At 50.8% G+C, this 26,353-nt stretch carries 29 protein-coding genes, 1 other RNA gene and 3 pseudogenes; 21 read left to right on the forward strand and 12 right to left on the reverse strand.

What is annotated here, in order from left to right:
* Nucleotides 1-134: 134 nt before the first annotated feature.
* Complete coding sequence (locus HBM92_RS04645; protein WP_000646942.1) at nt 135-1,043, reverse strand: prohibitin family protein; 909 nt, start codon at nt 1,041-1,043, stop codon at nt 135-137.
* A 376-nt stretch (nt 1,044-1,419) separates the two neighbouring features.
* On the opposite strand from HBM92_RS04645, the gene cmtB reads away from it, so the two are divergent.
* From cmtB to HBM92_RS04675, 7 genes and pseudogenes are all read left to right on the forward strand, one after another.
* Nucleotides 1,420-1,863 (forward strand): PTS mannitol transporter subunit IIA, encoded by a 444-nt coding sequence (gene cmtB / locus HBM92_RS04650; RefSeq protein ID WP_001236690.1) that lies wholly within the window; start codon nt 1,420-1,422, stop codon nt 1,861-1,863.
* A gap of 27 nt (nt 1,864-1,890) precedes the next feature.
* On the forward strand, nt 1,891-3,279 hold the full coding sequence (gene cmtA, locus HBM92_RS04655) for a PTS mannitol transporter subunit IICB (protein WP_000428786.1): 1,389 nt from the start codon (nt 1,891-1,893) through the stop codon (nt 3,277-3,279).
* 14 nt (nt 3,280-3,293) lie between these two features.
* Entirely contained in the window at nt 3,294-4,571 is a 1,278-nt protein-coding gene (locus HBM92_RS04660) for a zinc-binding dehydrogenase (RefSeq protein ID WP_000853182.1), read from the forward strand.
* Nucleotides 4,568-4,741 (forward strand): annotated as a pseudogene (locus tag HBM92_RS25775) (fructose-bisphosphatase class II); the annotation flags it as partial. The gene HBM92_RS04660 and the pseudogene HBM92_RS25775, both read left to right, overlap by 4 nt.
* Nucleotides 4,742-4,784: 43 nt before the next feature.
* A complete protein-coding gene (locus HBM92_RS25780) occupies nt 4,785-4,883 on the forward strand; it encodes a hypothetical protein (RefSeq protein WP_250146959.1) in 99 nt (32 codons plus the stop codon).
* 21 nt (nt 4,884-4,904) lie between these two features.
* Complete coding sequence (gene fumE / locus HBM92_RS04670) at nt 4,905-5,414, forward strand: fumarase E (RefSeq protein WP_000224168.1); 510 nt, start codon at nt 4,905-4,907, stop codon at nt 5,412-5,414.
* The gene (locus tag HBM92_RS04675) at nt 5,411-6,124 is read left to right on the forward strand and encodes a nucleoside/nucleotide kinase family protein (protein ID WP_000687741.1); all 714 of its coding nucleotides are present in this window, start codon (nt 5,411-5,413) and stop codon (nt 6,122-6,124) included. Before fumE ends, HBM92_RS04675 begins: the two co-directional genes overlap by 4 nt.
* Here HBM92_RS04675 and HBM92_RS04680 read toward each other — a convergent pair.
* The 5 genes from HBM92_RS04680 to HBM92_RS04700 are packed head-to-tail and all read right to left on the reverse strand — an operon-like array spanning nt 6,096 to nt 9,169.
* Complete coding sequence (locus HBM92_RS04680) at nt 6,096-6,773, reverse strand: ABC transporter ATP-binding protein (RefSeq protein WP_001546257.1); 678 nt, start codon at nt 6,771-6,773, stop codon at nt 6,096-6,098. The genes HBM92_RS04675 and HBM92_RS04680 overlap by 29 nt on opposite strands.
* Complete coding sequence (locus tag HBM92_RS04685) at nt 6,767-7,441, reverse strand: ABC transporter ATP-binding protein (RefSeq protein ID WP_001443098.1); 675 nt, start codon at nt 7,439-7,441, stop codon at nt 6,767-6,769. Before HBM92_RS04685 ends, HBM92_RS04680 begins: the two co-directional genes overlap by 7 nt.
* Entirely contained in the window at nt 7,429-8,136 is a 708-nt protein-coding gene (locus HBM92_RS04690) for an energy-coupling factor transporter transmembrane component T (RefSeq protein WP_000553240.1), read from the reverse strand. Before HBM92_RS04690 ends, HBM92_RS04685 begins: the two co-directional genes overlap by 13 nt.
* Nucleotides 8,137-8,715, reverse strand: coding sequence for an ECF transporter S component (locus HBM92_RS04695; protein WP_000113909.1), 579 nt, complete (start codon nt 8,713-8,715; stop codon nt 8,137-8,139).
* Nucleotides 8,716-8,737: 22 nt separating this feature from the next.
* Nucleotides 8,738-9,169: a PPC domain-containing DNA-binding protein gene (locus HBM92_RS04700; protein WP_000988710.1), complete on the reverse strand. Its 432-nt coding sequence runs from the start codon at nt 9,167-9,169 to the stop codon at nt 8,738-8,740.
* A gap of 371 nt (nt 9,170-9,540) precedes the next feature.
* Between HBM92_RS04700 and epd the strand changes: the two genes are divergently transcribed.
* The 7 genes from epd to srsR all read left to right on the forward strand — a co-directional run bounded on the left by epd (nt 9,541) and on the right by srsR (nt 16,779).
* Nucleotides 9,541-10,560, forward strand: coding sequence for an erythrose-4-phosphate dehydrogenase (epd, locus tag HBM92_RS04705; RefSeq protein ID WP_000218483.1), 1,020 nt, complete (start codon nt 9,541-9,543; stop codon nt 10,558-10,560).
* A gap of 49 nt (nt 10,561-10,609) precedes the next feature.
* Nucleotides 10,610-11,773, forward strand: a complete 1,164-nt coding sequence (pgk, locus tag HBM92_RS04710; protein WP_000111269.1) for a phosphoglycerate kinase — start codon at nt 10,610-10,612, stop codon at nt 11,771-11,773.
* A 214-nt stretch (nt 11,774-11,987) separates the two neighbouring features.
* A complete protein-coding gene (gene fbaA / locus HBM92_RS04715) occupies nt 11,988-13,067 on the forward strand; it encodes a class II fructose-bisphosphate aldolase (RefSeq protein ID WP_000034375.1) in 1,080 nt (359 codons plus the stop codon).
* Nucleotides 13,068-13,257: 190 nt separating this feature from the next.
* Nucleotides 13,258-14,118, forward strand: coding sequence for a small-conductance mechanosensitive channel MscS (gene mscS / locus HBM92_RS04720; RefSeq protein ID WP_000389811.1), 861 nt, complete (start codon nt 13,258-13,260; stop codon nt 14,116-14,118).
* 138 nt (nt 14,119-14,256) lie between these two features.
* Complete coding sequence (gene argO / locus HBM92_RS04725) at nt 14,257-14,892, forward strand: arginine exporter ArgO (RefSeq protein ID WP_000493346.1); 636 nt, start codon at nt 14,257-14,259, stop codon at nt 14,890-14,892.
* Nucleotides 14,893-14,984: 92 nt separating this feature from the next.
* Entirely contained in the window at nt 14,985-15,725 is a 741-nt protein-coding gene (locus HBM92_RS04730; protein WP_000669831.1) for an oxidative stress defense protein, read from the forward strand.
* Between the two features lie 157 nt (nt 15,726-15,882).
* Complete coding sequence (srsR, locus tag HBM92_RS04735) at nt 15,883-16,779, forward strand: LysR family transcriptional regulator SrsR (RefSeq protein WP_000350820.1); 897 nt, start codon at nt 15,883-15,885, stop codon at nt 16,777-16,779.
* Here srsR and HBM92_RS25785 read toward each other — a convergent pair.
* The 3 genes and pseudogenes from HBM92_RS25785 to argP form a co-directional block, all read right to left on the reverse strand.
* A pseudogene (locus HBM92_RS25785) lies at nt 16,776-16,928 on the reverse strand (acetyl-CoA hydrolase); the annotation flags it as partial. The gene srsR and the pseudogene HBM92_RS25785 sit on opposite strands and share 4 nt — an antisense overlap.
* Nucleotides 16,905-17,831 (reverse strand): annotated as a pseudogene (locus HBM92_RS04740) (methylmalonyl-CoA mutase family protein); the annotation flags it as partial. The pseudogenes HBM92_RS04740 and HBM92_RS25785, both read right to left, overlap by 24 nt.
* 202 nt (nt 17,832-18,033) lie before the next feature.
* The gene (gene argP / locus HBM92_RS04745) at nt 18,034-18,927 is read right to left on the reverse strand and encodes a DNA-binding transcriptional regulator ArgP (protein ID WP_000828351.1); all 894 of its coding nucleotides are present in this window, start codon (nt 18,925-18,927) and stop codon (nt 18,034-18,036) included.
* 140 nt (nt 18,928-19,067) lie between these two features.
* Here argP and HBM92_RS04750 point away from each other — a divergent pair, with 140 nt between their 5' ends.
* From HBM92_RS04750 to ibsC, 4 genes are all read left to right on the forward strand, one after another.
* On the forward strand, nt 19,068-19,298 hold the full coding sequence (locus tag HBM92_RS04750; protein ID WP_000545308.1) for a LysR substrate-binding domain-containing protein: 231 nt from the start codon (nt 19,068-19,070) through the stop codon (nt 19,296-19,298).
* Nucleotides 19,299-19,353: 55 nt separating this feature from the next.
* Nucleotides 19,354-20,013 carry a ribose-5-phosphate isomerase RpiA gene (rpiA, locus tag HBM92_RS04755; RefSeq protein WP_000189743.1) on the forward strand — a complete coding sequence of 220 codons (660 nt, stop codon included), beginning with the start codon at nt 19,354-19,356 and terminating at the stop codon, nt 20,011-20,013.
* Nucleotides 20,014-20,268: 255 nt separating this feature from the next.
* Complete coding sequence (gene serA, locus HBM92_RS04760; RefSeq protein ID WP_001151604.1) at nt 20,269-21,501, forward strand: phosphoglycerate dehydrogenase; 1,233 nt, start codon at nt 20,269-20,271, stop codon at nt 21,499-21,501.
* A gap of 228 nt (nt 21,502-21,729) precedes the next feature.
* Nucleotides 21,730-21,789: a type I toxin-antitoxin system toxin IbsC gene (gene ibsC / locus HBM92_RS04765; RefSeq protein ID WP_071525914.1), complete on the forward strand. Its 60-nt coding sequence runs from the start codon at nt 21,730-21,732 to the stop codon at nt 21,787-21,789.
* Nucleotides 21,790-21,890: 101 nt separating this feature from the next.
* On the opposite strand, the gene HBM92_RS04770 is transcribed toward ibsC, so the two are convergent.
* From HBM92_RS04770 to zapA, 3 genes are all read right to left on the reverse strand, one after another.
* Nucleotides 21,891-22,493 (reverse strand): 5-formyltetrahydrofolate cyclo-ligase, encoded by a 603-nt coding sequence (locus HBM92_RS04770; protein ID WP_000192752.1) that lies wholly within the window; start codon nt 22,491-22,493, stop codon nt 21,891-21,893.
* Nucleotides 22,494-22,513: 20 nt separating this feature from the next.
* Nucleotides 22,514-22,697: non-coding RNA, 6S RNA (ssrS, locus tag HBM92_RS04775), on the reverse strand.
* Between the two features lie 41 nt (nt 22,698-22,738).
* Nucleotides 22,739-23,068 carry a cell division protein ZapA gene (gene zapA / locus HBM92_RS04780; RefSeq protein WP_001276008.1) on the reverse strand — a complete coding sequence of 110 codons (330 nt, stop codon included), beginning with the start codon at nt 23,066-23,068 and terminating at the stop codon, nt 22,739-22,741.
* Nucleotides 23,069-23,235: 167 nt separating this feature from the next.
* On the opposite strand from zapA, the gene ygfB reads away from it, so the two are divergent.
* Genes ygfB through ubiH form a run of 3 tightly spaced genes read left to right on the forward strand, consistent with a single transcriptional unit; the run spans nt 23,236 to nt 26,340 of the window.
* Nucleotides 23,236-23,814, forward strand: coding sequence for a UPF0149 family protein YgfB (ygfB, locus tag HBM92_RS04785; protein ID WP_001295378.1), 579 nt, complete (start codon nt 23,236-23,238; stop codon nt 23,812-23,814).
* 25 nt (nt 23,815-23,839) lie between these two features.
* On the forward strand, nt 23,840-25,165 hold the full coding sequence (gene pepP, locus HBM92_RS04790; RefSeq protein ID WP_001280386.1) for a Xaa-Pro aminopeptidase: 1,326 nt from the start codon (nt 23,840-23,842) through the stop codon (nt 25,163-25,165).
* On the forward strand, nt 25,162-26,340 hold the full coding sequence (gene ubiH, locus HBM92_RS04795; RefSeq protein WP_000111240.1) for a 2-octaprenyl-6-methoxyphenyl hydroxylase: 1,179 nt from the start codon (nt 25,162-25,164) through the stop codon (nt 26,338-26,340). Before pepP ends, ubiH begins: the two co-directional genes overlap by 4 nt.
* Nucleotides 26,341-26,353: the final 13 nt, after the last annotated feature.

The raw sequence follows: 26,353 nt of genomic DNA on the forward strand, positions 1-26,353 counted from the left end.
GTGAACGCCTTATCCGTCCTACAAGATTTTGCAAATTCAACATATTGCAGGAAGTATGTAGGCCTGATAAGCGTAGCGCATCAGGCAGTTTTGTCTTTGCTATCAGTCTCAAGGGCCGCGAAAGCGGCCCTTTTTTACTTAGTAGAGATAAACGGAACTGTGCTGCCGGGGATCATGGTATCGGGCAGTTTACCGTCCCAACGCTCAGCAGTGGTGAGGGCAACAAGTCCGGGATTCTCCCGCAGAGCTTCACCGCGCAGGCGGATAGCTTCTGCTTCAGCCGCACTTTTTAAACGAATAGTTTCAGCCTCTGCCGCGCCTCTTACGCGAATAGTTTCCGCTTCTGCTTTGGCTGCCGCTAGTTTACTGTCTGCTTCCGCCTGGGCCTGAGTTACCGCTATTTGCGCCTGGATTTTCTCCGTTTCCAGATTTTGCTTACGCGTGGCAATGGCGACTTCTGCTTTCATTCGGTCTTCAATCGACTTTTCATAAGCGTCAGAAAAATCAATATTTTCAATCTGGACCCCGTCAATTACCACTGGCCCAACAACGGCTTTGCGCATGGCATTTTGCAGATCCTGAACCAGTTTTGTACGATCCTGTACGGCGCTGATGGCGGTATATTGTCCGAAAACGTTCTCCAGTTGAGTTGGCAACTGACGGACAATCAGACGATCTTTTAATGCTTCAATGGTGTTGTAGGTGGTATAAACCGCGCCTGCTTCTGAAGGTTTAATGTGGAAGCTGACTGATACTGTCATTTGTGCCGGTTGCTGGTCGCGGCTGTAGGCCTGTAATCCCTGATAGACCACAGCCTGATTACGCGTGGAAATTTTCTCTACGCTTTCCATAAAAGGGATCTTAAAACCCAGCCCCGGCTCGGCAACTTTTACGATTTTTCCGTAGCGCAGCAAAATGCCGCGTTCACCTTCATTAACGGTGTAATACGAGAGAAATGGCAGCACAACCACGGCAAGCACGCCAATGGCGATAGCAAGAGATTTTTGTGGGCGAAATGAGGTTAATGAAACAGGTGCTTTCATATGAATCTTCCTTGAGTAAAGTGGGGAATATGTCACATGAGGTGATGAGAAAACAGACAACAGCCGATAATTCAGAATTTATAAAGGGGATGAGCGAAAAAATAATAAACGTAATAAGTATGTTTTCGAACATTCAATAAGAAAATAGAGATGTGTATCACAAATATAGTGATGAATAATTTGTTGATTTTGTAGTTTACTTAACAGATTTATAATTGACTTTTTAAAATCTTATTTCATGTTGTTGTTATTTAATATTTTGTTATTTTTGCTCGTGGAGTTTCTCCTTTCATGTGTCCAATTGCTTTCGTTAATTTGTACGCGTATTTTATTTTTACCGCCGGACTGTACCCTAAAAATAAAATAAGGATAATTTATGCGGCTTATTGATTATTTTCCAGAGCCATCAATCTCAGTTATACATTCAGCAAAAGATTGGCAGGAAGCTATCGATTTCTCGATGGTATCATTGCTGGATAAAAACTATATCAGCGAGAATTACATTCAGGCAATTAAAGGTTCCACCATCAGCAATGGTCCTTATTATATTCTCGCACCAGGCGTGGCAATGCCTCATGCGCGACCGGAATGTGGAGCGCTTAAAACCGGGATGTCTTTGACGTTACTTAAACAAGGCGTTTATTTTCCGGGGAATGACGAACCGATTAAATTACTCATCGGACTTTCTGCTGCCGATGCCGATTCGCACATTGGTGCTATTCAGGCGTTAAGTGAATTACTGTGCGAAGAAGAAATACTCGAACAACTCTTAACCGCATCATCAGAAAAACAATTAGCGGACATTATCAGCCGCGGATAATTACTCTCTCCTCTACAGGATAATATTATGGAAAACAAGTCTGCTCGTGCAAAGGTCCAGGCTTTTGGGGGATTTTTGACTGCAATGGTCATCCCCAATATCGGTGCTTTTATTGCCTGGGGATTTATAACGGCATTATTTATTCCCACCGGTTGGCTGCCGAATGAACATTTCGCCAAAATTGTTGGTCCGATGATTACCTATTTATTGCCCGTGATGATTGGTTCTACCGGTGGTCATCTGGTCGGCGGTAAACGCGGCGCGGTCATGGGCGGAATTGGTACGATTGGTGTGATCGTCGGCGCTGAAATCCCGATGTTCCTTGGCTCGATGATTATGGGGCCGCTCGGTGGTCTGGTGATTAAATATATCGACAAGTCGCTGGAAAAACGCATACCTGCTGGCTTTGAGATGGTTATCAATAACTTCTCATTAGGTATCGCGGGGATGCTCCTTTGTCTGCTGGGTTTTGAAGTTATCGGCCCGGCGGTGTTAATTGCTAATACTTTCGTCAAAGAGTGTATTGAGGCGCTGGTACATGCGGGTTATCTACCTTTGCTGTCAGTCATCAATGAACCGGCGAAAGTGCTTTTCCTTAATAATGCGATCGATCAGGGCGTCTATTATCCGCTGGGAATGCAACAGGCTTCGGTTAACGGTAAATCCATCTTCTTCATGGTGGCCTCCAATCCAGGTCCTGGTCTGGGGCTGCTGCTGGCGTTTACCTTGTTTGGTAAAGGGATGAGTAAACGTTCTGCGCCCGGGGCGATGATTATTCACTTCCTCGGTGGGATCCACGAACTGTATTTCCCGTATGTGCTGATGAAGCCGCTGACCATTATTGCCATGATTGCGGGCGGTATGTCTGGCACCTGGATGTTTAACTTACTGGACGGTGGTCTGGTGGCTGGCCCAAGTCCGGGGTCTATCTTTGCTTACCTGGCACTGACGCCGAAAGGCTCGTTCCTGGCGACAATTGCCGGTGTTACGGTAGGTACCCTGGTGTCCTTTGCTATTACTTCGCTGATACTGAAGATGGAAAAAACGGTGGAAACGAAGAGCGAAGATGAGTTTGCTCAGTCAGCCAATGCGGTTAAGGCGATGAAACAAGAAGGTGCATTCTCGTTAAGCCGTGTTAAGCGTATTGCCTTTGTTTGCGATGCAGGGATGGGCTCCAGTGCGATGGGCGCAACCACCTTCCGTAAACGCCTGGAAAAAGCGGGGCTGGCAATAGAAGTAAAACATTACGCCATAGAAAACGTGCCTGCGGATGCGGATATCGTCGTTACTCACGCCAGTCTGGAAGGGCGCGTGAAACGTGTGACGGATAAACCACTGATATTGATTAATAACTATATTGGCGATCCAAAACTCGACACTTTATTTAATCAATTAACCGCTGAACATAAACACTGATTACAGAGGTAAAAATGAAAACCAAAGTTGCTGCTATTTATGGCAAGCGGGATGTCCGTCTGCGCGAATTTGAGCTGCCAGAAATTACCGATAATGAACTGTTAGTGAATGTAATTTCTGACAGCGTTTGTTTATCCACCTGGAAAGCGGCGTTACTCGGTAGTGAACATAAACGCGTCCCCGACGATTTAGAAAATCATCCGGTCATTACCGGGCATGAATGTGCCGGGGTTATTGTCGAAGTGGGTAAAAATCTCACTGGCAAATATAAAAAAGGCCAGCGTTTTGTATTGCAACCGGCGATGGGGTTACCAGGCGGATATTCAGCGGGCTACAGCTACGAATATTTTGGCGGTAACGCCACCTATATGATTATTCCCGAAATCGCCATTAACCTGGGCTGCGTATTACCGTATCACGGCTCTTATTTTGCTGCGGCCTCGCTGGCGGAACCGATGTGCTGCATTATTGGCGCTTATCATGCCAATTATCACACCACGCAATATGTTTATGAGCATCGCATGGGCGTCAAACCTGGTGGCAATATTGCGCTACTGGCGTGTGCAGGCCCGATGGGAATTGGCGCTATTGATTACGCCATTAACGGCGGCATACAACCGGCGCGGGTGGTGGTAGTCGATATCGACGACAAACGCCTGACGCAGGTACAAAAGCTGCTGCCGGTGGAACTGGCGGCCAGTAAAGGCATTGAGCTGGTGTATATGAATACCAAAGGGATGAGCGATCCGGTCCAGACGCTGCGGGCACTGACGGATGATGCCGGATTTGATGACGTATTTGTCTATGCAGCGGTGCCTTCAGTCGTCGAGATGGCTGATGAATTACTGGCTGAAGATGGCTGCCTGAACTTCTTTGCCGGTCCGACGGATAAAAACTTCAAAGTGCCGTTTAATTTCTACAACGTCCATTACAACAGTACGCACATTGTCGGCACGTCCGGCGGTTCCACGGACGACATGAAAGAGGCGATTGCCCTTAGCGCCACGGGGCAGTTACAGCCGTCGTTTATGGTGACCCATATCGGTGGCCTGGATGCGGTGCCAGAAACCGTGCTCAATCTGCCGGATATCCCTGGCGGTAAAAAACTCATTTATAACGGCGTGACCATGCCGCTGAGCGCCATTGCCGATTTTGCCGAAAAAGGCAAAACCGATCCGCTGTTTAAAGAGCTGGCGCGGCTGGTTGAGGAAACGCACGGCATCTGGAATGAACAGGCCGAGAAATATCTGCTGGCACAATTTGGCGTTGATATTGGGGAGGCCGCGCAATGATGTCCCTGGCGTGGCCATTATTTCGCGTTACGGAACAGGCAGCGTTGGCTGCCTGGCCGCAAACCGGCTGTGGCGACAAAAATAAAATTGATGGCCTTGCGGTCACCGCGATGCGCCAGGCATTAAACGACGTTGCTTTTCGTGGGCGAGTGGTTATCGGCGAGGGGGAACGATATCCTCTTTAGCGCTACGGGCGTGACGGGCGGCGAGTTGGTGAACGGTATCCAACAGACGGCGAATGGGGTGCGGACGCAGACATTACTGATCGGCGGCGCGGACCAAACGTGTAATATAATAGACTCCCTGCATTGATGGTGATCTATCGGAAGACCAATGGCGACGCTGACAGAAGATGATGTGCTTGAGCAACTGAATGCACAGGACAATTTATTTTCATTTATGAAAACTGCGCATTCTATTTTGCTCCAGGGGATACGCCAGTTTCTGCCGTCGCTGTTTGTCGATAACGATGAAGAGATCGTCGAATATGCAGTGAAGCCGTTACTCGCCCAAAGCGGCCCGCTTGACGATATTGATGTTGCGCTGCGTTTGATTTATGCGCTGGGGAAAATGGATAAATGGCTGTACGCCGATATCACGCATTTTTCCCAGTTTTGGCATTACCTGAACGAACAGGATGAAACGCCCAGATTTGCTGATGACATAACCTGGGATTTTATCAGCAACGTCAATAGCATAACCCGCAATGCGACGCTCTATGACGCGTTGAAAGCGATGAAGTTCGCCGATTTCGCCGTCTGGTCAGAGGCGCGTTTTAGCGGGATGGTCAAAACGGCGCTGACGCTGGCAGTAACGACCACCTTAAAGGAATTAACGCCGTGAAAATCGAACTGACGGTGAATGGACTAAAGGTACAGGCGCAGTACTCTGATGATGAAATTGAAAATGTACATAAACCATTGCTGCGTATGCTGGCGGCCTTACAGACAGTAAATCCGCAGCGGCGTACGGTGGTTTTTCTTTGCGCTCCGCCGGGGACGGGTAAATCTACCCTAACCACCTTCTGGGAATATCTCGCGCAACAAGACCCGGAACTGCCCGCTATTCAGACGCTGCCGATGGATGGTTTTCACCATTACAATAGCTGGCTGGATGCGCATCAATTGCGCCCCTTCAAAGGCGCACCAGAGACATTCAACGTTGCGAAACTGGCGGAAAATCTGTGCCGGGTTGTGGAAGGGGATTGTACGTGGCCGCAGTACGATCGACAAAAGCATGATCCTGTTGAAGATGCGTTGGACGTTACCGCACCACTCGTCATCGTCGAAGGAAACTGGTTGTTGCTGGACGACGAGAAGTGGTGCCAGCTTGCGCAATTTTGTGATTTCTCGATCTTTATCAAAGCTCCCGCATCTGCGTTGCGGGAGCGTCTGGTGGGGCGCAAGCTGGCGGGAGGGTTATCGCTGGCAGACGCAGAAGCCTTTTATGACCGTACCGACGGGCCGAATGTTCGCCGGGTGCTGGAAGAGAGTCTGCCTGCAAATTTGACCTTAATGATGACCGCTACGGGTGAATATCGTCTGATGGATTAACGTTCCTGATTACACCATCTTCCAGTCGCACCACACGAGAGAAATGACGCCGGGTAAATGCGGCGTCATGACTGATTGCTACGACGCTGGTGCCTCGCTGGCGGCACTTTTCCAGCCAGCTTTCAAACACGCTCAACCAATTTTCGTCAAAATCCCGACTCGGCTCGTCCAGTAGCAATAGTGGCGGAGAGAGTGCTTCCAGGCAGGCGACGGCGACCATCCGTCGCTGCGCACTATGCAGATCTAACGGATGCGCGCTGGCAGTGTCTGCTAACTGACAGCATTGCAGGGCAGCATTGGTACGTTGAGTGATTTCATCCGCCGGGCATTTTTGCAGTATCAAACCAAATGCGATTTCGTCAGCAACGGTGCTGTGAAAAAGCTGATTTTCCGCTTCCTGAAACAGTACGCCAATCTTTGCCGCGCGCTGGCGGTTTTTCAGGCTTTTCATCGCTTGTTGTTGCAGCATAACCGTACCGGATGTGGGCGTAAGAAGACCTGCCATTACTCGTAACAGCGTCGATTTCCCTGCGCCATTATCGCCGGTCAGCGCCAGCCATTCACCTTGTTTGAGTTGCAGAGAAATGTCGCAAAGGCAATCCGTTGCCGCGCCAGGCCAGCGATAAGATATCTGATTTAACGTTAACATGGCTTGAGCGCTCTGTTTTGCAATTGCCACGCTTGCTGGCAGTAGTTCAGGAAAGGTGTACGATGACGTTCAAAAAGAATAATCAGCGAACCACGTTCAAGCGACCAGTGTTGTAAGCGCTGCAACAGCATTTCGCAGGCCTGCGGCGTCAGGCGGCTAAAGGCTTCATCAAGAATTAAGAGCTTTGGCTGCATCGCGATGGCGCAGGCGATGACCACACGCTGTGTCTCTCCACCGGAGAGTGTTGCCGGGTGACGATGGCGCAACGGCTGGCACTCGGTCAGAGTCAGAGCGGCATCAATCCGCGCCATAATCTCTTTTTCAGCAAGACACAGATTTTCTGGCCCAAAGGCAACTTCTTCTTCCACGCTAAAGGTACAGCCGGAGAGCTGCAAATAGGGCGATTGCTGAACGAGCTGGATGGTGGCGGATTGTTCATTAAGCGGGATATGCCCAATGGGCGTACCGAGAAGCGTCCCCGTGCCGGTTATCTCTCCTGGCAGAAAGTCCGGATACCAGCCTGCCATCAGTTGCGCCAGCGTACTTTTGCCACTGCCGTTGTCACCAAAGATGGCGACCATCCCCGGTTTGACATAGTGAAAGTCATAACAGAACGGAGGATGCGTTGAGTGTGTCGGGCAATAGCGAAACAGTTCTAACGTAACCATATCCACGCTCCGAATTCAGCCAGCATTAGCAATATCATGGCGTAACGTGCTACGCGTTGTAGGGTGCTATCGGCTGGTGCCCATAACGTAGTGCGCCTATTGTTGATTCGAAATGCCCGCATATCCAGCGCCGCACCACGGACAGCAAGATCGTTTAGCGCATTGTGTGTTAGCGGAATAATTAACGCGGGCATCGCACGTAAACGCTGATACCAGCCCTCATCCAGCGGCACGCCGCGGGCGCGCTGCGCTTCATGAATAATCGCCAATTGCCGTTTTAACTGCTCAACGACCAATAACGGCCCGGCAAACAGATAAGCGACGCCCGGCGGCAGGCGAGAAGCAAACAAAGCGCGGATAAAACGTTGCACGGGGACGTACTGCATCCACAACTGTGAGGTTGAAACAATCGCCAGAATCCGCAACCAGAGCGTAATAGCATGCGCCCACCGTTCTGGAGAGCGTGGCGTGCCGCTTAGCCATTCTGTCAGCCAGCCACCGTGTACCAACCACAGTCCAGCCCCCAGCGAGAACATCAGCCAGACGACATATTTTGCCCGCCGCCGCGTGGCCTTTAGCGCAATAAGGCAGAAAAAGGTCGCCGCGCTATAGACTGGCAATATTGTCTGTGTGGGCAGGATAAGCGTGGTGCAGGCCGCCAGCGCCCACAGCGTTAAGGATGTAAACGGATGCATTTAGCGCACGGCAGCCATTGCCGGGAAATGGCGCGTGGTGCGAATCGGCAGCTGACGCAGTAAAAGCCAGACAATCACCGCTGTAAGAATTTTATCGACCAGGTTCGCGCCTATCACCGTAATCGCCACCGACTCCACCAGGTTTTGCCCCATCGAGTGCATCCAGGTAACGAACAAATCGGCTCCGCTTCCTGTCACGCCGCCGAACAGCGCAGTACGCAGCGGTACAGCGACGACCGTTACCGCAAGCGTAATAATCACGCCGCTAACAACGACTTTTGGCAGGGTGCGAAACCAACCCGCTCGCGCCAGCCAACCGGCGACCAGGCCGATGACCATCGCGACGGGCGCAAATGCGGCGGCGATCGGGTCGGTCAGCAATCCCCAGAGTAAATTGGTCAGTAAGCCGGTCAGCATCCCGATCACCGGACCAAGCAGTACTGCGCTAATAAGTGTGCCGACGGAGTCGAGAAATATAGGTAATTTGACCATGCTGGCCAGTTGCCCGCCGATCATATTGATGGCGATAGATATAACGATCAACACCAGCGCCTGACTGGAAAAGTGGCGACGCGCCATAAGAAAACCTCTCTGAAAATAGTTAGTTAACGGGGGAAATATGCAACTCGTCGTAACCAGAAAGCGCGCAAGACTGGCGGCTAAACGCCAGTTCCTCAAGGCAGCCGATCACCAGTTCAAGCGTGGTCCGCACGGTACAGCCGGGCATCATATGACCGCCAAGCATCGTGCCGTGTGGATCGGAAACGCAGAGATGAAGATGTTCACCACTCTGTTCCAGCGTGCCGTTCAATGCGATGACTTCGAACTTACCGCTTAGCAGGGCAGTGTTTTCTTGCCCGGCATAGCGTAAGGCGACGTCAGTCAGACTGCCGGTACAACCTGCAATCCACGCGGCGTGGAGTTGTTGTTGCTGCGCGAAGGCGCGTAATTGGGAGAGAACTTCCTGCCCGGGGAGCAGGCGCAGCGCGTAAAAACGTGCGGAGGAAGAATATGGGTAGGGCAATGTCATCATTGGAGTACTCCGAAACTCGGACGTATTGCGGATAATATCGACGCTGCATCAGTCATATTCTGATATAAGTCAGGGTTTGTGACGGCACAACGAAAAGATTTTGCTACGCTTATTCGTGATTCTGCAAAGTGGAATAAATTCCACAGGGGCGGGGCTGAAAACGTGACGTAAGTCAGATAATTGTCTTCTTTGACTGGACAATCATTCCTTTTATTCCACGTTTCGCTTATCCTAGCTGAAGCGTTTCAGTCGATTAAATGTTCGACAATTAACCAATCAGTCGCAGTTTGCGACAGGTAAGGTTTCCCCGAACGATTTGCTGGATTACTCTGTCTGGCAAATTTGCTCAGGGAAAACCTTGCAGGAGATCTATGACCGTACGCGTAGCGATAAATGGCTTCGGTCGCATCGGGCGTAATGTGGTTCGTGCTTTGTATGAATCCGGACGCCGTGCGGAAATTACCGTGGTGGCAATCAACGAACTGGCGGATGCTGCGGGCATGGCGCATTTGTTGAAATATGACACCAGCCATGGCCGTTTTGCATGGGAAGTACGACAGGAACGCGATCAACTTTTTGTTGGTGATGACGCCATCCGTGTATTGCATGAACGTTCACTGCAATCGCTCCCCTGGCGTGAACTTGGCGTTGATGTAGTCCTCGACTGCACCGGCGTATATGGCTCCCGCGAGCATGGTGAAGCACACATTGCCGCCGGGGCTAAAAAAGTGCTCTTTTCACATCCTGGCAGTAACGATCTCGACACGACCGTTGTTTATGGCGTCAATCAGGATCAACTTCGTGCGGAACACCGCATCGTTTCTAACGCTTCCTGTACCACGAATTGCATAATTCCCGTCATCAAATTGTTAGATGATGCGTACGGTATTGAGTCCGGCACTGTGACCACAATTCACTCCGCCATGCACGATCAACAGGTTATTGATGCATACCATCCTGACCTGCGTCGCACTCGGGCAGCCAGTCAGTCGATCATTCCGGTCGATACTAAACTGGCCGCCGGTATCACACGATTTTTTCCGCAATTTAACGATCGCTTTGAGGCGATTGCGGTACGTGTGCCAACCATAAATGTGACGGCAATCGATTTAAGCGTGACGGTGAAGAAACCTGTAAAAGCCAATGAAGTCAACCTGTTGCTGCAAAAAGCAGCACAAGGTGCATTTCATGGTATAGTTGACTATACGGAATTGCCGTTGGTCTCTGTAGATTTTAACCACGATCCGCACAGTGCCATTGTCGATGGCACTCAAACCCGGGTCAGTGGCGCACACCTGATCAAAACGTTGGTCTGGTGCGATAACGAATGGGGCTTTGCTAACCGAATGCTCGACACGACGTTAGCTATGGCTACTGTTGCTTTCAGGTAAGACGCAAGCAGCGTCTGCAAAACTTTTAGAATCAACGAGAGGATTCACCATGTCTGTAATTAAGATGACCGATCTGGATCTTGCTGGGAAACGTGTATTTATCCGTGCGGATCTGAACGTACCAGTAAAAGACGGGAAAGTAACCAGCGACGCGCGTATCCGTGCTTCTCTGCCGACCATCGAACTGGCCCTGAAACAAGGCGCAAAAGTGATGGTAACTTCCCACCTGGGTCGTCCTACCGAAGGCGAGTACAACGAAGAATTCTCTCTGCTGCCGGTTGTTAACTACCTGAAAGACAAACTGTCTAACCCGGTTCGTCTGGTTAAAGATTACCTCGACGGCGTTGACGTTGCTGAAGGTGAACTGGTTGTTCTGGAAAACGTTCGCTTCAACAAAGGCGAGAAGAAAGATGACGAAACTCTGTCCAAAAAATACGCTGCACTGTGTGACGTGTTCGTAATGGACGCATTCGGTACTGCTCACCGCGCGCAGGCTTCTACTCACGGTATCGGTAAATTCGCTGACGTTGCGTGCGCAGGCCCGCTGCTGGCAGCTGAACTGGACGCGCTGGGTAAAGCACTGAAAGAACCTGCTCGCCCGATGGTGGCTATCGTTGGTGGTTCTAAAGTATCTACCAAACTGACCGTTCTGGACTCCCTGTCTAAAATCGCTGACCAGCTGATCGTTGGCGGTGGTATCGCTAACACCTTTATCGCGGCACAAGGCCACGATGTGGGTAAATCCCTGTACGAAGCTGACTTGGTTGACGAAGCTAAACGTCTGCTGACCACCTGCAACATCCCGGTTCCGTCTGATGTTCGCGTAGCAACCGAGTTCTCTGAAACTGCACCGGCTACCCTAAAATCTGTTAACGATGTGAAAGCTGACGAGCAGATCCTGGATATCGGTGATGCTTCCGCTCAGGAACTGGCTGAAATCCTGAAGAATGCGAAAACCATTCTGTGGAACGGTCCGGTTGGCGTGTTCGAATTCCCGAACTTCCGCAAAGGTACTGAAATCGTGGCTAACGCTATCGCAGACAGCGAAGCGTTCTCCATCGCTGGCGGCGGCGACACTCTGGCAGCAATCGACCTGTTCGGCATTGCTGACAAAATCTCCTACATCTCCACTGGCGGCGGCGCATTCCTCGAATTCGTGGAAGGTAAAGTACTGCCTGCAGTAGCGATGCTCGAAGAGCGCGCTAAGAAGTAAAAAATCACAGGGCAGGGAAACCTGCCCTTGTTTCAGCGCGCTTTTAGAGCACGCACTTTTTCATACTCTAAATAATTCGAGTTGCAGGAAGGCGACAAGAGAGTGAATCCCCAGGAGCTTACATAAGTAAGTGATTGGGGTGAGCGAACGTAGACGCAGCACATGCAACTTGAAGTATGACGAGTATAAGGCCCGACGATACAGGACAAGAGACATGTCTAAGATTTTTGATTTCGTAAAACCTGGCGTAATCACTGGTGATGACGTACAGAAAGTTTTCCAGGTAGCAAAAGAAAACAACTTCGCACTGCCAGCAGTAAACTGCGTCGGTACTGACTCCATCAACGCCGTACTGGAAACCGCAGCTAAAGTTAAAGCGCCGGTTATCGTTCAGTTCTCCAACGGTGGTGCTTCTTTTATCGCTGGTAAAGGCGTGAAATCTGACGTTCCGCAGGGCGCTGCTATCCTGGGTGCGATCTCTGGTGCGCATCACGTTCACCAGATGGCTGAACACTACGGTGTTCCGGTGATCCTGCATACTGACCACTGCGCGAAAAAACTGCTGCCGTGGATCGACGGTCTGCTGGACGCGGGTGAAAAACACTTCGCTGCTACCGGTAAGCCGCTGTTCTCTTCTCACATGATTGACCTGTCTGAAGAATCTCTGCAAGAGAACATTGAAATCTGCTCTAAATACCTGGAGCGCATGTCCAAAATCGGCATGACTCTGGAAATCGAACTGGGTTGCACCGGTGGTGAAGAAGACGGCGTGGACAACAGCCACATGGACGCTTCTGCACTGTACACCCAGCCGGAAGACGTTGATTACGCATACACCGAGCTGAGCAAAATCAGCCCGCGTTTCACCATCGCTGCGTCCTTCGGTAACGTACACGGTGTTTACAAGCCGGGTAACGTGGTTCTGACTCCGACCATCCTGCGCGACTCTCAGGAATATGTTTCTAAGAAACACAACCTGCCGCACAACAGCCTGAACTTCGTCTTCCACGGTGGTTCCGGTTCTACTGCTCAGGAAATCAAAGACTCCGTAAGCTACGGCGTAGTGAAAATGAACATCGATACCGATACCCAATGGGCAACCTGGGAAGGTGTTCTGAACTACTACAAAGAAAACGAAGCTTACCTGCAAGGCCAGCTGGGCAACCCGAAAGGCGAAGATCAGCCGAACAAGAAATACTACGATCCGCGCGTATGGCTGCGTGCCGGTCAGACTTCGATGATCGCTCGTCTGGAAAAAGCATTCCAGGAACTGAACGCGATCGACGTTCTGTAAGATATTCCTTTCTGCTTATCTCAAGGCCCGCTCTGCGGGTCTTTTTTTCGCCAAAAGCAAGGTGATACAGATGAGAAATCTGTGATCTATTTGGCAGAATTATGCTTTATTGTTTACCCTTGTCAGACTGCCCGTCATAAGGCGGCGGAGTGTATTTCTCCATTTTGAGTCAGTTGAAAAGGAATATTGAATGGAAGATTTGAATGTTGTCGATAGCATAAACGGCGCGGGAAGCTGGCTGGTGGCTAACCAGGCGCTGCTGCTAAGTTATGCAGTAAACATCGTGGCGGCACTCGCGATCATCATCGTTGGTTTGATTATCGCGCGGATGATTTCCAACGCGGTGAATCGCCTGATGATCTCCCGTAAAATCGATGCCACTGTTGCTGATTTTCTTTCTGCATTAGTCCGTTACGGAATTATCGCCTTTACGCTAATCGCAGCACTGGGACGCGTGGGCGTACAAACAGCGTCAGTCATTGCTGTACTCGGTGCCGCAGGTTTAGCTGTTGGTCTGGCTTTGCAGGGGTCACTGTCTAACCTGGCCGCTGGCGTGTTACTTGTCATGTTCCGCCCGTTCCGTGCCGGAGAATATGTTGACCTCGGCGGCGTAGCCGGTACTGTGCTGAGTGTGCAGATTTTCTCCACCACCATGCGTACTGCAGACGGTAAAATTATCGTTATTCCGAACGGTAAAATTATTGCCGGGAATATTATTAACTTCTCCCGCGAGCCAGCTCGCCGTAACGAATTTATTATTGGCGTGGCGTATGATTCCGATATCGATCAGGTTAAGCAGATCCTGACCGATATTATCCAGTCTGAAGATCGCATTTTGAAAGATCGCGAAATGACTGTGCGTCTGAACGAACTTGGCGCATCGTCGATTAATTTCGTGGTCCGCGTCTGGAGCAACAGCGGCGATCTGCAAAACGTGTACTGGGATGTGCTGGAGCGTATTAAACGTGAATTTGATGCCGCCGGTATCAGCTTCCCGTACCCGCAAATGGATGTGAACTTTAAGCGGGTGAAAGAAGACAAAGCTGCGTAATCAACGCTGAGGCCAGATAATACTCTCTGGCCTCTCTCTTATTAGTTTTTCTGATTGCCAATTAATATTATCAATTTCCGCTAATAACAATCCCGCGATATAGTCTCTGCATCAGATACTTAATTCGGAATATCCAACGTGTTTTCTTATTATTTTCAAGGTCTTGCACTTGGGGCGGCTATGATCCTACCGCTCGGTCCACAAAATGCTTTTGTGATGAATCAGGGCATTCGTCGTCAGTACCACATTATGATTGCCTTACTTTGTGCTATCAGCGATTTGGTCCTGATTTGTGCGGGGATTTTTGGTGGCAGCGCGTTATTGATGCAGTCGCCGTGGTTGCTGGCGCTGGTCACCTGGGGCGGCGTAGCCTTCTTGCTGTGGTATGGTTTTGGCGCTTTTAAAACAGCAATGAGCAGTAACATTGAGTTAGCCAGTGCCGAAGTTCTGAAACAAGGCAGATGGAAAATTATCGCCACCATGTTGGCAGTGACCTGGCTGAATCCGCATGTTTACCTGGATACTTTTGTTGTGCTGGGCAGCCTTGGCGGGCAACTTGATGTGGAACCAAAACGTTGGTTTGCGCTCGGAACAATTAGCGCCTCTTTCCTGTGGTTCTTTGGTCTGGCTATTCTCGCAGCCTGGCTGGCACCGCGCCTGCGCACGGCAAAATCACAGCGCATTATCAATCTGGTAGTGGGATGTGTTATGTGGTTTATTGCCTTGCAGCTGGCGAGAGACGGTATTGCTCATGCACAAGCCTTGTTCAGTTAGGCGCTATCTGATGGAAAAATAAAACAGAGGCGCTAAGCTTGCCTCCAGAGGTCCTGAATTTTGGGCAAGTCAATTAACACGGAGAGACTAACGTGAAGTTCAAAGTTATCGCCCTGGCGGCATTAATGGGTATTAGCGGGATGGCAGCGCAGGCTAACGAATTGCCGGATGGACCGCATATTGTCACCTCCGGTACGGCAAGCGTGGATGCGGTGCCAGACATTGCCACTCTTGCGATTGAAGTTAACGTGGCCGCGAAGGATGCCGCTACTGCCAAGAAACAGGCGGATGAGCGCGTCGCACAATACATTTCCTTCCTTGAACTCAATCAGATCGCGAAAAAAGATATCAGCTCAGCGAACTTACGCACCCAGCCAGATTATGATTATCAGGATGGTAAAAGTATCCTGAAAGGCTACCGTGCTGTGAGAACGGTGGAAGTCACGCTCCGTCAGTTAGACAAACTGAATTCCTTGCTGGATGGCGCGCTGAAGGCGGGACTTAACGAAATTCGTTCTGTGTCGCTGGGCGTGGCGCAGCCGGATGCCTATAAAGACAAAGCGCGTAAGGCAGCGATTGATAACGCGATTCATCAGGCGCAGGAACTGGCGAACGGCTTTCATCGTAAACTGGGGCCGGTATATAGCGTGCGCTACCATGTTTCCAACTATCAGCCCAGCCCAATGGTGCGGATGATGAAAGCCGATGCCGCGCCGGTGTCCGCCCAGGAAACTTACGAGCAGGCCGCTATTCAGTTTGATGATCAGGTCGATGTAATCTTCCAGTTAGAACCTGTGGATCAACCACCCGCTAAAACACCTGCTGCACATTAATACTTGTAGCCCGACGTATTCGTCGGGCTAATGCCTTTACCCGATATTGCCTCCTTTTTCTGTAAAACCATGACGTAATCACCTATCTTTGCTCGCGGTTTCATCAAGGATAGGCTGACTGAAACGGTTAAGCGGACAAGGATGCGGGAGAGGGGGGATGGACATTTTTATTTCGAAAAAGATGCGCAATTTCATTTTATTAGCGCAAACCAATAATATTGCCCGGGCGGCAGAAAAAATCCATATGACGGCTTCGCGATTTGGCAAAAGCATTGCCGCGCTGGAAGAACAAATTGGCTATACGCTATTTACCCGCAAAGATAATAATATCAGCCTCAATAAAGCCGGACAGGAACTGTATCAAAAACTGTTCCCGGTTTATCAACGACTTTCTGCGATTGATAATGAAATCCATAACTCAGGACGTCGTTCACGAGACATTGTGATAGGCATAGATAATACTTATCCGACCATTATTTTTGATCAGTTGATTAGTCTCGGAGATAAGTACGAAGGCGTGACCGCCCAGCCAGTTGAGTTCAGCGCAAATGGCGTTATCGATAATCTTTTTGACCGTCAGTTAGATTTTATAATCTCCCCACAGCATGTATCTGCACGAGTTCAGGAACTGGAAAACCTGACTATCAGTGAACTACCGCCGCTGCGATTGGGCTTTCTCGTTTCTCGCCGTTATGAAGAGCGACAAGAGCAAGAGCTGCTTCAGGAGCTGCCCTGGCTACAAATGCGCTTTCAAAACCGGGCTAACTTCGAAGCAATGATTGATGCGAATATGCGTCCTTGTGGGATCAATCCAACCATTATTTATCGTCCCTATAGTTTTATGGCCAAAATCAGCGACGTGGAGCGGGGACATTTTCTGACGGTGATCCCGCATTTTGCCTGGCGACTGGTGAATCCGGCAACGCTGAAATATTTTGATGCGCCGCACAGGCCGATGTATATGCAGGAATATCTTTATTCAATCAGAAATCATCGTTATACCGCCACGATGCTTCAGCATATTGCTGAAGATCGTGACGGGACAAACCATTAACCCAGCATCGATCCGGTTGCAATTAAATTACGGTGTAAGTCGAAGACGTGGCTAAGATCGTGGTGAATATGTCCGCCGGACGCATTTTCCAGATAGCGATGCAGATAATCCCGACACATAGGATGTGCACAATGATCAATGGTGGTGCGGATAACGTTGTTATACGGATCCTGTGCGCCAAATCCACTGACCGCTTCGCTCCATAAATAACGTGCCGCACGCAACATGGCGGCGTTCATAAACAGATCCATGCCAATGCCGAAGAAAAACGACAGGCGAGGGACGAAGCCATCAATTTTCAGCCCGGCGGAGATTGCTGCTTTGATGTACTCAATCCTATCGGCGAGCGTAAATGCTACCTGCTGCACGCAGTTGGCACCCGCTTCACCCATGTGGTAACTGCTGATACTGATGGTATTAAATCGCGGCATGTTGCCGGAACACCAGGCGATGATGTCTGCGATAATACGCATTGACGGTTTTGGCGGGTAAATATAGGTATTGCGGCAGAGGTACTCTTTGAGGATATCGTTCTGAATGGTGCCGGTCAGTTTATCGGATGTAACACCTTGCTCTTCTGCGGCGACGATATAAAACGCCAGTACTGGTAGCACTGCGCCATTCATGGTCATCGAAACCGACATTTTATCCAGCGGGATCTGGTCGAACAGGACTTTCATATCTTCCCCGGTGTCGATAGCGACGCCCGCTTTGCCGACGTCGCCCGCCACGCGTGGGTTATCGGAGTCGTAGCCTCGGTGGGCGGCCAGGTTACGGCGATAAAAAGCGTTGGACTCTTTTGCTGTCGAGAAACCAGCATACTGACGGATGGTCCACGGTTGGGCGGTATACATAGTGGCACGCGGGCCACGAACGTAGGGTGGTAAACCGGGAAGGGTACCCGTCACTTCCAGATTATCGAGATCGGCTTCGGTATACAGCGGCTTGATGGCGATCCCTTCCGCGGTTTGCTGAACCAGCGAGTCGACAGTTTTCTCCCGACGGCTCAATTCCTTGTTGGCAAGCTGTTGCCACTCCTGCACGTTAGACATTATTTGCTCCGTAAAACGCAATCAAAATGAGGGTATTTGCGCTTACGGTGAGCTTTTTACGTGGGTTTGTCTCCAGCAAAAAAATGCATTCAGACGTCGTTTTTTGCCGCCTGAGATTTGTCTATTTTGTAATGTGATTCAAGGAATACAAAAAGAAGTGAGGATAACGCCTGATATGTGCTATCAGGCATTATTTGATGGATTAATCCTGACGAAGAACTTTGTGACCATAATCGAGCAACGCATCAGTGACTTTACGCATCATGCGGCTTTCAGGAGCAAAGCGGTGCCAGTAGAGCATCCGGCGTTGGAATAGCCCTGGCGTTAAGTCAATCAGTTCGCCGCTGGCCAGCTCTTTCTCGATTTGCAGGTGCGGGATCATACAGCAGGTGGTGCCCTGACGAGCAAGTTGCACGAACGCTTCCGAAGAATTAACGATATGGCAGGGTACGCTGCCAGGAGGCAGATCGAAATTTTGCTGCAAAAAGGCCTGGTGCATATCGTCAAGATGGTCAAACGCGACCACTGGCGCTTTCAGTAATGCCGAACGCGTTACGCCGTTAGGGAAATATTTTTCGGCAAACGGTTTTGAGCTGACGAACAGATAGTCGAGCGCACCGAGTTTATCGACAAGACAACTCGGCAGCGCCTGATGTTGAATACTCACTGCGCCGACCACTTCGCCGCGACGCAGACGTTCCTGAGTGCGGGTTTCATCTTCTACCTGCAAGTTGAGGCGGATGGGCGAATCAGCCAACACAGGAGCCAGTGCCGGAAGCAACCACGTCGCCAGACTGTCGGCGTTGACCGCCAGTGAAAGCAGCAGCGGAGTCGAACCGGTTTGTTCATCGCCCAGCCACTCTTCTTCCAGCAGCTCCACCTGGCGTAGTAGCGCCAACAGTTTTTGCCCTTGTTCCGTCGGGCGCGGCGGTACGGTACGCACTAACAGCGGCTGCCCGAACATATTTTCCAGTTGCTTAATGCGCTGTGAGACGGCTGATTGTGTAATGCACAGCTTTTGTGCCGCGCGCTCAAATCCTCGTTCACGTATCACCGCATCCAGTGCCTGTAATGTTCTGTAGTCCGGGCGTTTCATTGCTGTTGTCTGCTCCTGGTAAATGCTTTTTCCTGCACTATGACACAATTTTGTGTCGGGTTGCATATACCGAAGCCGTTGGCGGGTAACATTTGTATCAGTGGTTAACGCGCAGCTTAAAAGATCAGGGATTTGCGCTAATGCATTTCGCTCAGCGAGTTCGCGCCCTGGTTGTGTTGAATGGCGTGGCGTTATTGCCTCAGTTTGCCTGTAAACAGGGGCTTGCGAACGGGGAACTGGTGCGCCTGTTTGCACCGTGGAGCGGCATCCCCAGACCGTTGTATGCTTTATTTGCGGGGCGAAAGGGGATGCCCGCCATTGCGCGATATTTTATGGATGAGTTAACCACGCGGCTTGCCAACGGGGTCTGAATCACTTTTTTTGTATATAATGCGTGTGAAATTTCATACCACAGGCGAAACGATCATGACGCAGGATGAATTGAAAAAAGCAGTAGGATGGGCGGCACTTCAGTATGTTCAGCCCGGCACCATTGTTGGTGTAGGTACAGGTTCCACCGCCGCACACTTTATTGACGCACTCGGTACAATGAAAGGCCAGATTGAAGGGGCCGTTTCCAGTTCAGATGCTTCCACTGAAAAACTGAAAAGCCTCGGCATTCACGTTTTTGATCTCAACGAAGTCGACAGCCTTGGCATCTACGTTGATGGCGCAGATGAAATCAACGGCCACATGCAAATGATCAAAGGCGGCGGCGCGGCGCTGACCCGTGAAAAAATCATTGCTTCGGTTGCGGAAAAATTTATCTGTATTGCAGACGCTTCCAAGCAGGTTGATATTCTGGGCAAATTCCCGCTGCCAGTAGAAGTTATCCCGATGGCACGTAGTGCAGTGGCGCGCCAGCTGGTGAAACTGGGCGGTCGTCCGGAATACCGTCAGGGCGTAGTGACCGATAACGGCAACGTGATCCTCGACGTCCACGGCATGGAAATCCTTGACCCGATAGCGATGGAAAACGCCATAAATGCGATTCCTGGTGTGGTGACTGTTGGTTTGTTTGCTAACCGTGGCGCGGACGTTGCGCTGATTGGCACACCTGACGGTGTCAAAACTATTGTGAAATGATCTGACGGGGGAACCTCCCCCGTTAAAAAAATTCTCTTCATTAAATTTGGTGACATGTGTCACGTTTTTACCTGGCAATTGTCGATTGCTCTAAATAAATCTTCTAAACCAGCATATTCATCCAAGAAATACTTTTGCGTGATATTTCCTCAACATCGCGACGCAAACGTTCATATTGCCGCAATATTATTTTTTGATATGTTGAAAGGCGGATGCAAATCCGCACACAACATTTCAAAAGACAGGATTGGGTAAATGGCAAAGGTATCGCTGGAGAAAGACAAGATTAAGTTTCTGCTGGTAGAAGGCGTGCACCAAAAGGCGCTGGAAAGCCTTCGTGCAGCTGGTTACACCAACATCGAATTTCACAAAGGCGCGCTGGATGATGAACAATTAAAAGAATCCATCCGCGATGCCCACTTCATCGGCCTGCGATCCCGTACCCATCTGACTGAAGACGTGATCAACGCCGCAGAAAAACTGGTCGCTATTGGCTGTTTCTGTATCGGAACAAATCAGGTTGATCTGGATGCGGCGGCAAAGCGCGGGATCCCGGTATTTAACGCACCGTTCTCAAATACGCGCTCTGTTGCGGAGCTGGTGATTGGCGAACTGCTGCTGCTATTGCGCGGCGTGCCAGAAGCCAATGCTAAAGCGCATCGTGGCGTGTGGAACAAACTGGCGGCGGGTTCTTTTGAAGCGCGCGGCAAAAAGCTGGGTATCATCGGCTACGGTCATATTGGTACGCAATTGGGCATTCTGGCTGAATCGCTGGGAATGTATGTTTACTTTTATGATATTGAAAACAAACTGCCGCTGGGCAACGCCACTCAGGTACAGCATCTTTCTGACCTGCTGAATATGAGCGATGTGGTGAGTCTGCATGTACCAGAGAATCCGTCCACCAAAAATATGATGGGCGCGAAAGAGATTTCGCTAATGAAGCCCGGCTCGCTGCTGATTAATGCTTCGCGCGGTACTGTGGTGGATATTCCAGCGCTGTGTGACGCGCTGGCGAGCAAACATCTGGCGGGGGCGGCAATCGACGTATTCCCGACGGAACCGGCGACCAATAGCGATCCATTTACCTCTCCGCTGTGTGAATTCGACAATGTCCTTCTGACGCCACACATTGGCGGTTCGACTCAGGAAGCGCAGGAGAATATCGGCTTGGAAGTTGCGGGTAAATTGATCAAGTATTCTGACAATGGCTCAACGCTCTCTGCGGTGAACTTCCCGGAAGTCTCGCTGCCACTGCACGGTGGGCGTCGTCTGATGCACATCCACGAAAACCGTCCGGGCGTGCTAACTGCGCTCAACAAAATTTTTGCCGAGCAGGGCGTCAACATCGCCGCGCAATATCTACAAACTTCCGCCCAGATGGGTTATGTAGTTATTGATATTGAAGCCGACGAAGACGTTGCCGAAAAAGCGCTGCAGGCAATGAAAGCTATTCCGGGTACCATTCGCGCCCGTCTGCTGTACTAATTCCCCTTCTCTGAAAATTAACGGGCAGGTCACTGACTTGCCCGTTTTTTTATCCCTTCTCCACACCGTTGCCGCATTGCGCATTCTACTTTGCGAGTCTGCTCCAGAAAATAAATCAAAGTCAGATCAATGCGTTGTGTTTATTTAATGGGGATTTACGATGGCAGGGCAGCATGGGGCTGTAACGGTAAAGCCCTCACCGAAGCGAGGGCTTGAAGGAGAAGGGTTATGATGCGACTTGTCATCATACTGATTGTACTGTTACTCATAAGTTTCCCAGCTTATTAACAGTCAGTCACAGGGGAGGAACAATCCTCCCTTACCCTTACTCACTAAATTAGGTCAAAGAATCAACGATGTCAATCAGGGCGATGCGGGATGTATCGCCCTTACCATTCCCAGACTTTCGACGGTGTAACCACCGCAGGCAGTGGAATATCCCATTTCTCCACTGGGAGTTTTTCTACTAACTGGCAATCATGCGCATAACCCACCGGTTGCATTTTATAGTGCTGCCAGTTTTGTAAGGTCCGATCATAAAAACCACCGCCCATTCCCAAGCGTTGACCGTATTCATCAAAAGCCACCAGCGGCGTGATCAATACATCTAACCGGGAAAGGGGAAGCACATCGCGCACGTCCAGTTTTGGCTCGTGGATCTTCAACCTGTTCATCACCAGTTCGCTTTGCGGATGGTAATTCAGGAACAGCAAGTTACCGGCACTAAAGGGATGCAAAACTGGAAGATATACGCGCTTACCGGCGCGCCAGAGTTGTTCTATGAGTGGCTGGGTGTCGAGTTCGCCATCAAAAGAGAGGAATACAGCGACCGTATGCGCCATCACCACTGGGGGATACGTCATCATCCGGGTAGCGGCTTGTTGACCCATTTCCTGCTGTTGTTCCGGCGTTAACGTACGACGACGTTGCCGAATCATTTTGCGGATTTCTTGTCGGGATAATGTCAGTGGGAGTTCTGGTAGTTGCGTCATGGCTGGTGCCAGGTAAGAAGGGAATCTCCGAGATGCCGCCGCAGGCTGTAACCCTTGAACCCTTGGTTCAAGGTGAATGTGTCGTCGCAGTTTTAAGGCTTCTCGGACGGACCGAGCATGCTCACCAACCGCGGAGCGCCACATTCTTGTGGTATGAAATATCGGCTCAGGGGACTGGCCCGCTTGCGAACATCTCAGAGAAATTTTGTCTTCACGGTTACTCTACCACAGTAAACCGAAAAGTGTCATTCAAAGTTTTGGTTAGTTTTTTCGGTGATGCGACCTTGTTCAAGTAACGCTTGTTCTATGGTCTGCTGCAGCATCCGAATACGCTGTTCCATACTTGCTGCGTAGTCACGAGTCTTCGCTTTTTCTTGCGCTAACTCATAGCTGATATTCAATGCGGCAATGAAGACCAACTGTTCAGTATTTGTGACTCTAGTGCGTTCTTTCAGATCTTGCAACCGTTGGTTCAGATCGTCCGCTGCCTGATTCAACGCATCCCTTTGGTCAGGCGGGCAGTTCACACGCAGTGAACGGCCAAAAATTTGGATATCGACGGGTTGTGCAGACATGCCACCTTCCTGCTGATTGACTGCGCTGCCTTCGTCTTTAGACCCATGGTCTGCGAAGGGGCGACACTATAGCTACCCTGATGAGAAGAGACAAGCCCTTTTCTGGTCCACCAGGGCCCAAAGTGGTAGCATATCATGAATATTCCTCCCTTTGACGACGAATGCTTATGTCTATACAGAACGAAATGCCTGGTTACAACGAAATGAACCAGTATCTGAACCAACAAGGGACGGGTCTGACCCCTGCTGAGATGCATGGTTTAATCAGTGGGATGATATGTGGCGGTAACGATGACAGCTCATGGCTGCCGCTACTTCACGACCTGACGAACGAAGGCATGGCTTTCGGTCATGAGCTGGCACAGGCACTGCGCAAAATGCACTCTGCCACCAGCGATGCCCTGCAGGATGACGGCTTCCTTTTTCAGCTTTATCTGCCTGATGGCGATGATGTCAGCGTTTTCGATCGGGCTGATGCGCTGGCTGGTTGGGTCAATCACTTCCTGCTTGGTCTTGGCGTTACGCAACCGAAGCTGGACAAAGTGACCGGCGAAACCGGTGAAGCCATCGACGATCTGCGTAACATCGCGCAGTTGGGTTACGACGAAGACGAAGATCAGGAAGAGCTTGAAATGTCGCTTGAAGAGATCATCGAGTACGTCCGTGTTGCCGCGCTGTTATGCCACGACACCTTTACTCATCCGCAACCGACCGCGCCAGAAGTACAAAAACCGACTCTACACTAAAAACAAAAAATGTAAGGAGAGTGTTATGAGTGATATATCCCGGCAAGAGTTTCAGCGTCGCCGTCAGGCCCTGGTAGAGCAAATGCAACCCGGCAGCGCCGCGCTGATTTTTGCTGCACCAGAAGTAACACGTAGCGCCGACAGCGAATACCCCTATCGTCAGAACAGTGACTTCTGGTACTTCACCGGCTTTAACGAACCGGAAGCGGTGCTGGTGCTGATTAAAAGCGATGACACTCATAACCACAGCGTTTTGTTTAACCGCGTTCGCGACCTGACGGCAGAGATCTGGTTTGGTCGTCGCTTAGGCCAGGATGCCGCGCCAGAGAAACTGGGCGTTGACCGCGCACTGGCATTCAGCGAAATCAATCAGCAACTTTATCAACTACTTAATGGTCTGGATGTGGTTTACCACGCCCAGGGCGAATATGCATATGCTGATGAAATCGTGAACAGCGCGCTTGAGAAACTGCGTAAAGGTTCGCGGCAAAATCTCACCGCACCGGCAACGATGATCGACTGGCGTCCTGTTGTTCATGAAATGCGCCTGTTCAAATCACCAGAAGAGATTGCCGTACTTCGCCGCGCGGGTGAAATCACCGCACTGGCGCATACACGGGCGATGGAAAAATGCCGTCCGGGGATGTTCGAGTACCATCTGGAAGGCGAAATTCACCACGAATTTAACCGCCACGGTGCGCGTTACCCTTCCTATAACACCATTGTTGGCAGCGGTGAAAACGGCTGCATTTTGCACTACACCGAAAACGAGTGTGAACTGCGTGACGGTGACCTGGTGTTGATTGACGCGGGTTGTGAATACAAAGGTTACGCTGGCGACATTACCCGCACCTTCCCGGTCAACGGCAAATTCACTCAGGCTCAGCGTGAAATCTATGACATTGTGCTGGAGTCTCTTGAAACCAGCCTGCGTCTGTATCGTCCGGGAACTTCCATTCAGGAAGTCACTGGTGAAGTGGTGCGCATCATGGTTAGCGGTCTGGTAAAACTCGGTATCCTGAAAGGTGATGTTGATGAACTGATCGCTCAGAACGCCCATCGTCCTTTCTTTATGCATGGCCTTAGCCACTGGTTAGGACTGGATGTTCATGACGTTGGTGTTTATGGTCAGGATCGCTCGCGTATTCTGGAACCGGGTATGGTTCTGACCGTAGAACCAGGGCTGTATATTGCGCCGGATGCAGAAGTGCCAGAACAGTATCGCGGTATCGGCATTCGTATTGAAGACGACATTGTGATTACCGAAACCGGTAATGAAAACCTCACCGCCAGCGTGGTGAAAAAGCCGGAAGAAATCGAAGCGTTGATGGCAGCTGCGAGAAAGCAATGAGCGTAATCATCGTCGGTGGCGGCATGGCGGGCACGACGCTGGCGCTGGCTATTTCCCGGTTAAGTCACGGGGCGCTGCCAGTACATTTGATTGAAGCGACCGCGCCAGAGTCACATGCGCATCCGGGCTTTGATGGACGAGCTATTGCGCTGGCGGCGGGTACCTGTCAGCAACTGGCGCGCATCGGCGTCTGGCAATCTCTGGCTGATTGCGCAACTGCCATCACCACAGTGCATGTCAGCGATCGTGGTCACGCTGGATTTGTCACCCTCGCCGCAGAAGATTACCAACTGGCGGCGCTGGGGCAGGTTGTCGAATTGCACAATGTCGGGCAACGGCTGTTTGCATTGCTGCGCAAAGCACCTGGTGTAACGCTGCATTGCCCTGATCGCGTGGCTAACGTTGCCCGTACTCAGAGCCACGTTGAAGTGACGCTGGAGAGTGGTGAGACGCTGACGGGCCGCGTGCTGGTAGCCGCTGATGGCACCCATTCAGCGTTAGCCACCGTGTGCGGCGTTGACTGGCAGCAGGATCCTTACGAACAACTGGCTGTGATTGCGAACGTTGCGACTTCCGTTGCGCATGAAGGGCGCGCTTTTGAACGCTTTACGCAACATGGCCCGCTGGCGATGTTGCCGATGTCTGACGGACGCTGTTCGCTGGTCTGGTGTCATCCACTGGAACGGCGCGAAGAGGTGCTGTCGTGGAGCGACGAGAAGTTTTGCCGTGAACTCCAGTCGGCCTTTGGCTGGCGACTTGGGAAAATTACTCATGCCGGTAAACGCAGTGCTTATCCGCTAGCGCTAACCCGCGCCGCCAAACCTATTACCCATCGTACCGTGCTGGTGGGCAATGCGGCGCAAACTCTGCATCCCATCGCCGGGCAAGGATTTAACCTCGGTATGCGTGATGTCATGAGCCTTGCGGAAACCCTGACTCAGGCGCAGGAACGCGGAGAAGACATGGGTGATTACGGCGTATTGTGCCGTTATCAGCAGCGTCGACAGAGCGATCGCGAAGCAACCATCGGCGTCACGGACAGCCTTGTACATCTTTTTGCCAACCGTTGGACGCCGCTGGTTGTCGGGCGCAACATCGGGCTGATGACGATGGAATTATTTACCCCAGCACGCGATGTGCTGGCGCAGCGCACTCTTGGTTGGGTGGCGCGTTGAAGGCGGTTTTAAG

It is taken from the genome of Escherichia sp. E.sYA108 (assembly GCF_011754335.1).
GTDB classification, from domain to species: Bacteria; Pseudomonadota; Gammaproteobacteria; order Enterobacterales; family Enterobacteriaceae; genus Escherichia; species Escherichia coli.

Coding starts and splice junctions, on each gene's coding strand:
- ygfB (WP_001295378.1), top strand. CDS start 23,236: ATGTCTATACAGAACGAAATGCCTGGTTACAACGAAATGAACCAGTAT.
- pepP (WP_001280386.1), top strand. CDS start 23,840: ATGAGTGATATATCCCGGCAAGAGTTTCAGCGTCGCCGTCAGGCCCTG.
- HBM92_RS04700 (WP_000988710.1), bottom strand. CDS start 9,169: ATGATGACATTGCCCTACCCATATTCTTCCTCCGCACGTTTTTACGCG.
- srsR (WP_000350820.1), top strand. CDS start 15,883: ATGGACATTTTTATTTCGAAAAAGATGCGCAATTTCATTTTATTAGCG.
- HBM92_RS04685 (WP_001443098.1), bottom strand. CDS start 7,441: ATGGTTACGTTAGAACTGTTTCGCTATTGCCCGACACACTCAACGCAT.
- fbaA (WP_000034375.1), top strand. CDS start 11,988: ATGTCTAAGATTTTTGATTTCGTAAAACCTGGCGTAATCACTGGTGAT.
- argP (WP_000828351.1), bottom strand. CDS start 18,927: ATGAAACGCCCGGACTACAGAACATTACAGGCACTGGATGCGGTGATA.
- ubiH (WP_000111240.1), top strand. CDS start 25,162: ATGAGCGTAATCATCGTCGGTGGCGGCATGGCGGGCACGACGCTGGCG.
- serA (WP_001151604.1), top strand. CDS start 20,269: ATGGCAAAGGTATCGCTGGAGAAAGACAAGATTAAGTTTCTGCTGGTA.
- fumE (WP_000224168.1), top strand. CDS start 4,905: ATGGCGACGCTGACAGAAGATGATGTGCTTGAGCAACTGAATGCACAG.
- cmtA (WP_000428786.1), top strand. CDS start 1,891: ATGGAAAACAAGTCTGCTCGTGCAAAGGTCCAGGCTTTTGGGGGATTT.
- HBM92_RS04690 (WP_000553240.1), bottom strand. CDS start 8,136: ATGCATCCGTTTACATCCTTAACGCTGTGGGCGCTGGCGGCCTGCACC.
- HBM92_RS04750 (WP_000545308.1), top strand. CDS start 19,068: ATGCATTTCGCTCAGCGAGTTCGCGCCCTGGTTGTGTTGAATGGCGTG.
- rpiA (WP_000189743.1), top strand. CDS start 19,354: ATGACGCAGGATGAATTGAAAAAAGCAGTAGGATGGGCGGCACTTCAG.
- pgk (WP_000111269.1), top strand. CDS start 10,610: ATGTCTGTAATTAAGATGACCGATCTGGATCTTGCTGGGAAACGTGTA.
- HBM92_RS04695 (WP_000113909.1), bottom strand. CDS start 8,715: ATGGCGCGTCGCCACTTTTCCAGTCAGGCGCTGGTGTTGATCGTTATA.
- epd (WP_000218483.1), top strand. CDS start 9,541: ATGACCGTACGCGTAGCGATAAATGGCTTCGGTCGCATCGGGCGTAAT.
- HBM92_RS04645 (WP_000646942.1), bottom strand. CDS start 1,043: ATGAAAGCACCTGTTTCATTAACCTCATTTCGCCCACAAAAATCTCTT.
- zapA (WP_001276008.1), bottom strand. CDS start 23,068: ATGTCTGCACAACCCGTCGATATCCAAATTTTTGGCCGTTCACTGCGT.
- HBM92_RS04660 (WP_000853182.1), top strand. CDS start 3,294: ATGAAAACCAAAGTTGCTGCTATTTATGGCAAGCGGGATGTCCGTCTG.
- HBM92_RS04680 (WP_001546257.1), bottom strand. CDS start 6,773: ATGTTAACGTTAAATCAGATATCTTATCGCTGGCCTGGCGCGGCAACG.
- HBM92_RS04770 (WP_000192752.1), bottom strand. CDS start 22,493: ATGACGCAACTACCAGAACTCCCACTGACATTATCCCGACAAGAAATC.
- mscS (WP_000389811.1), top strand. CDS start 13,258: ATGGAAGATTTGAATGTTGTCGATAGCATAAACGGCGCGGGAAGCTGG.
- cmtB (WP_001236690.1), top strand. CDS start 1,420: ATGCGGCTTATTGATTATTTTCCAGAGCCATCAATCTCAGTTATACAT.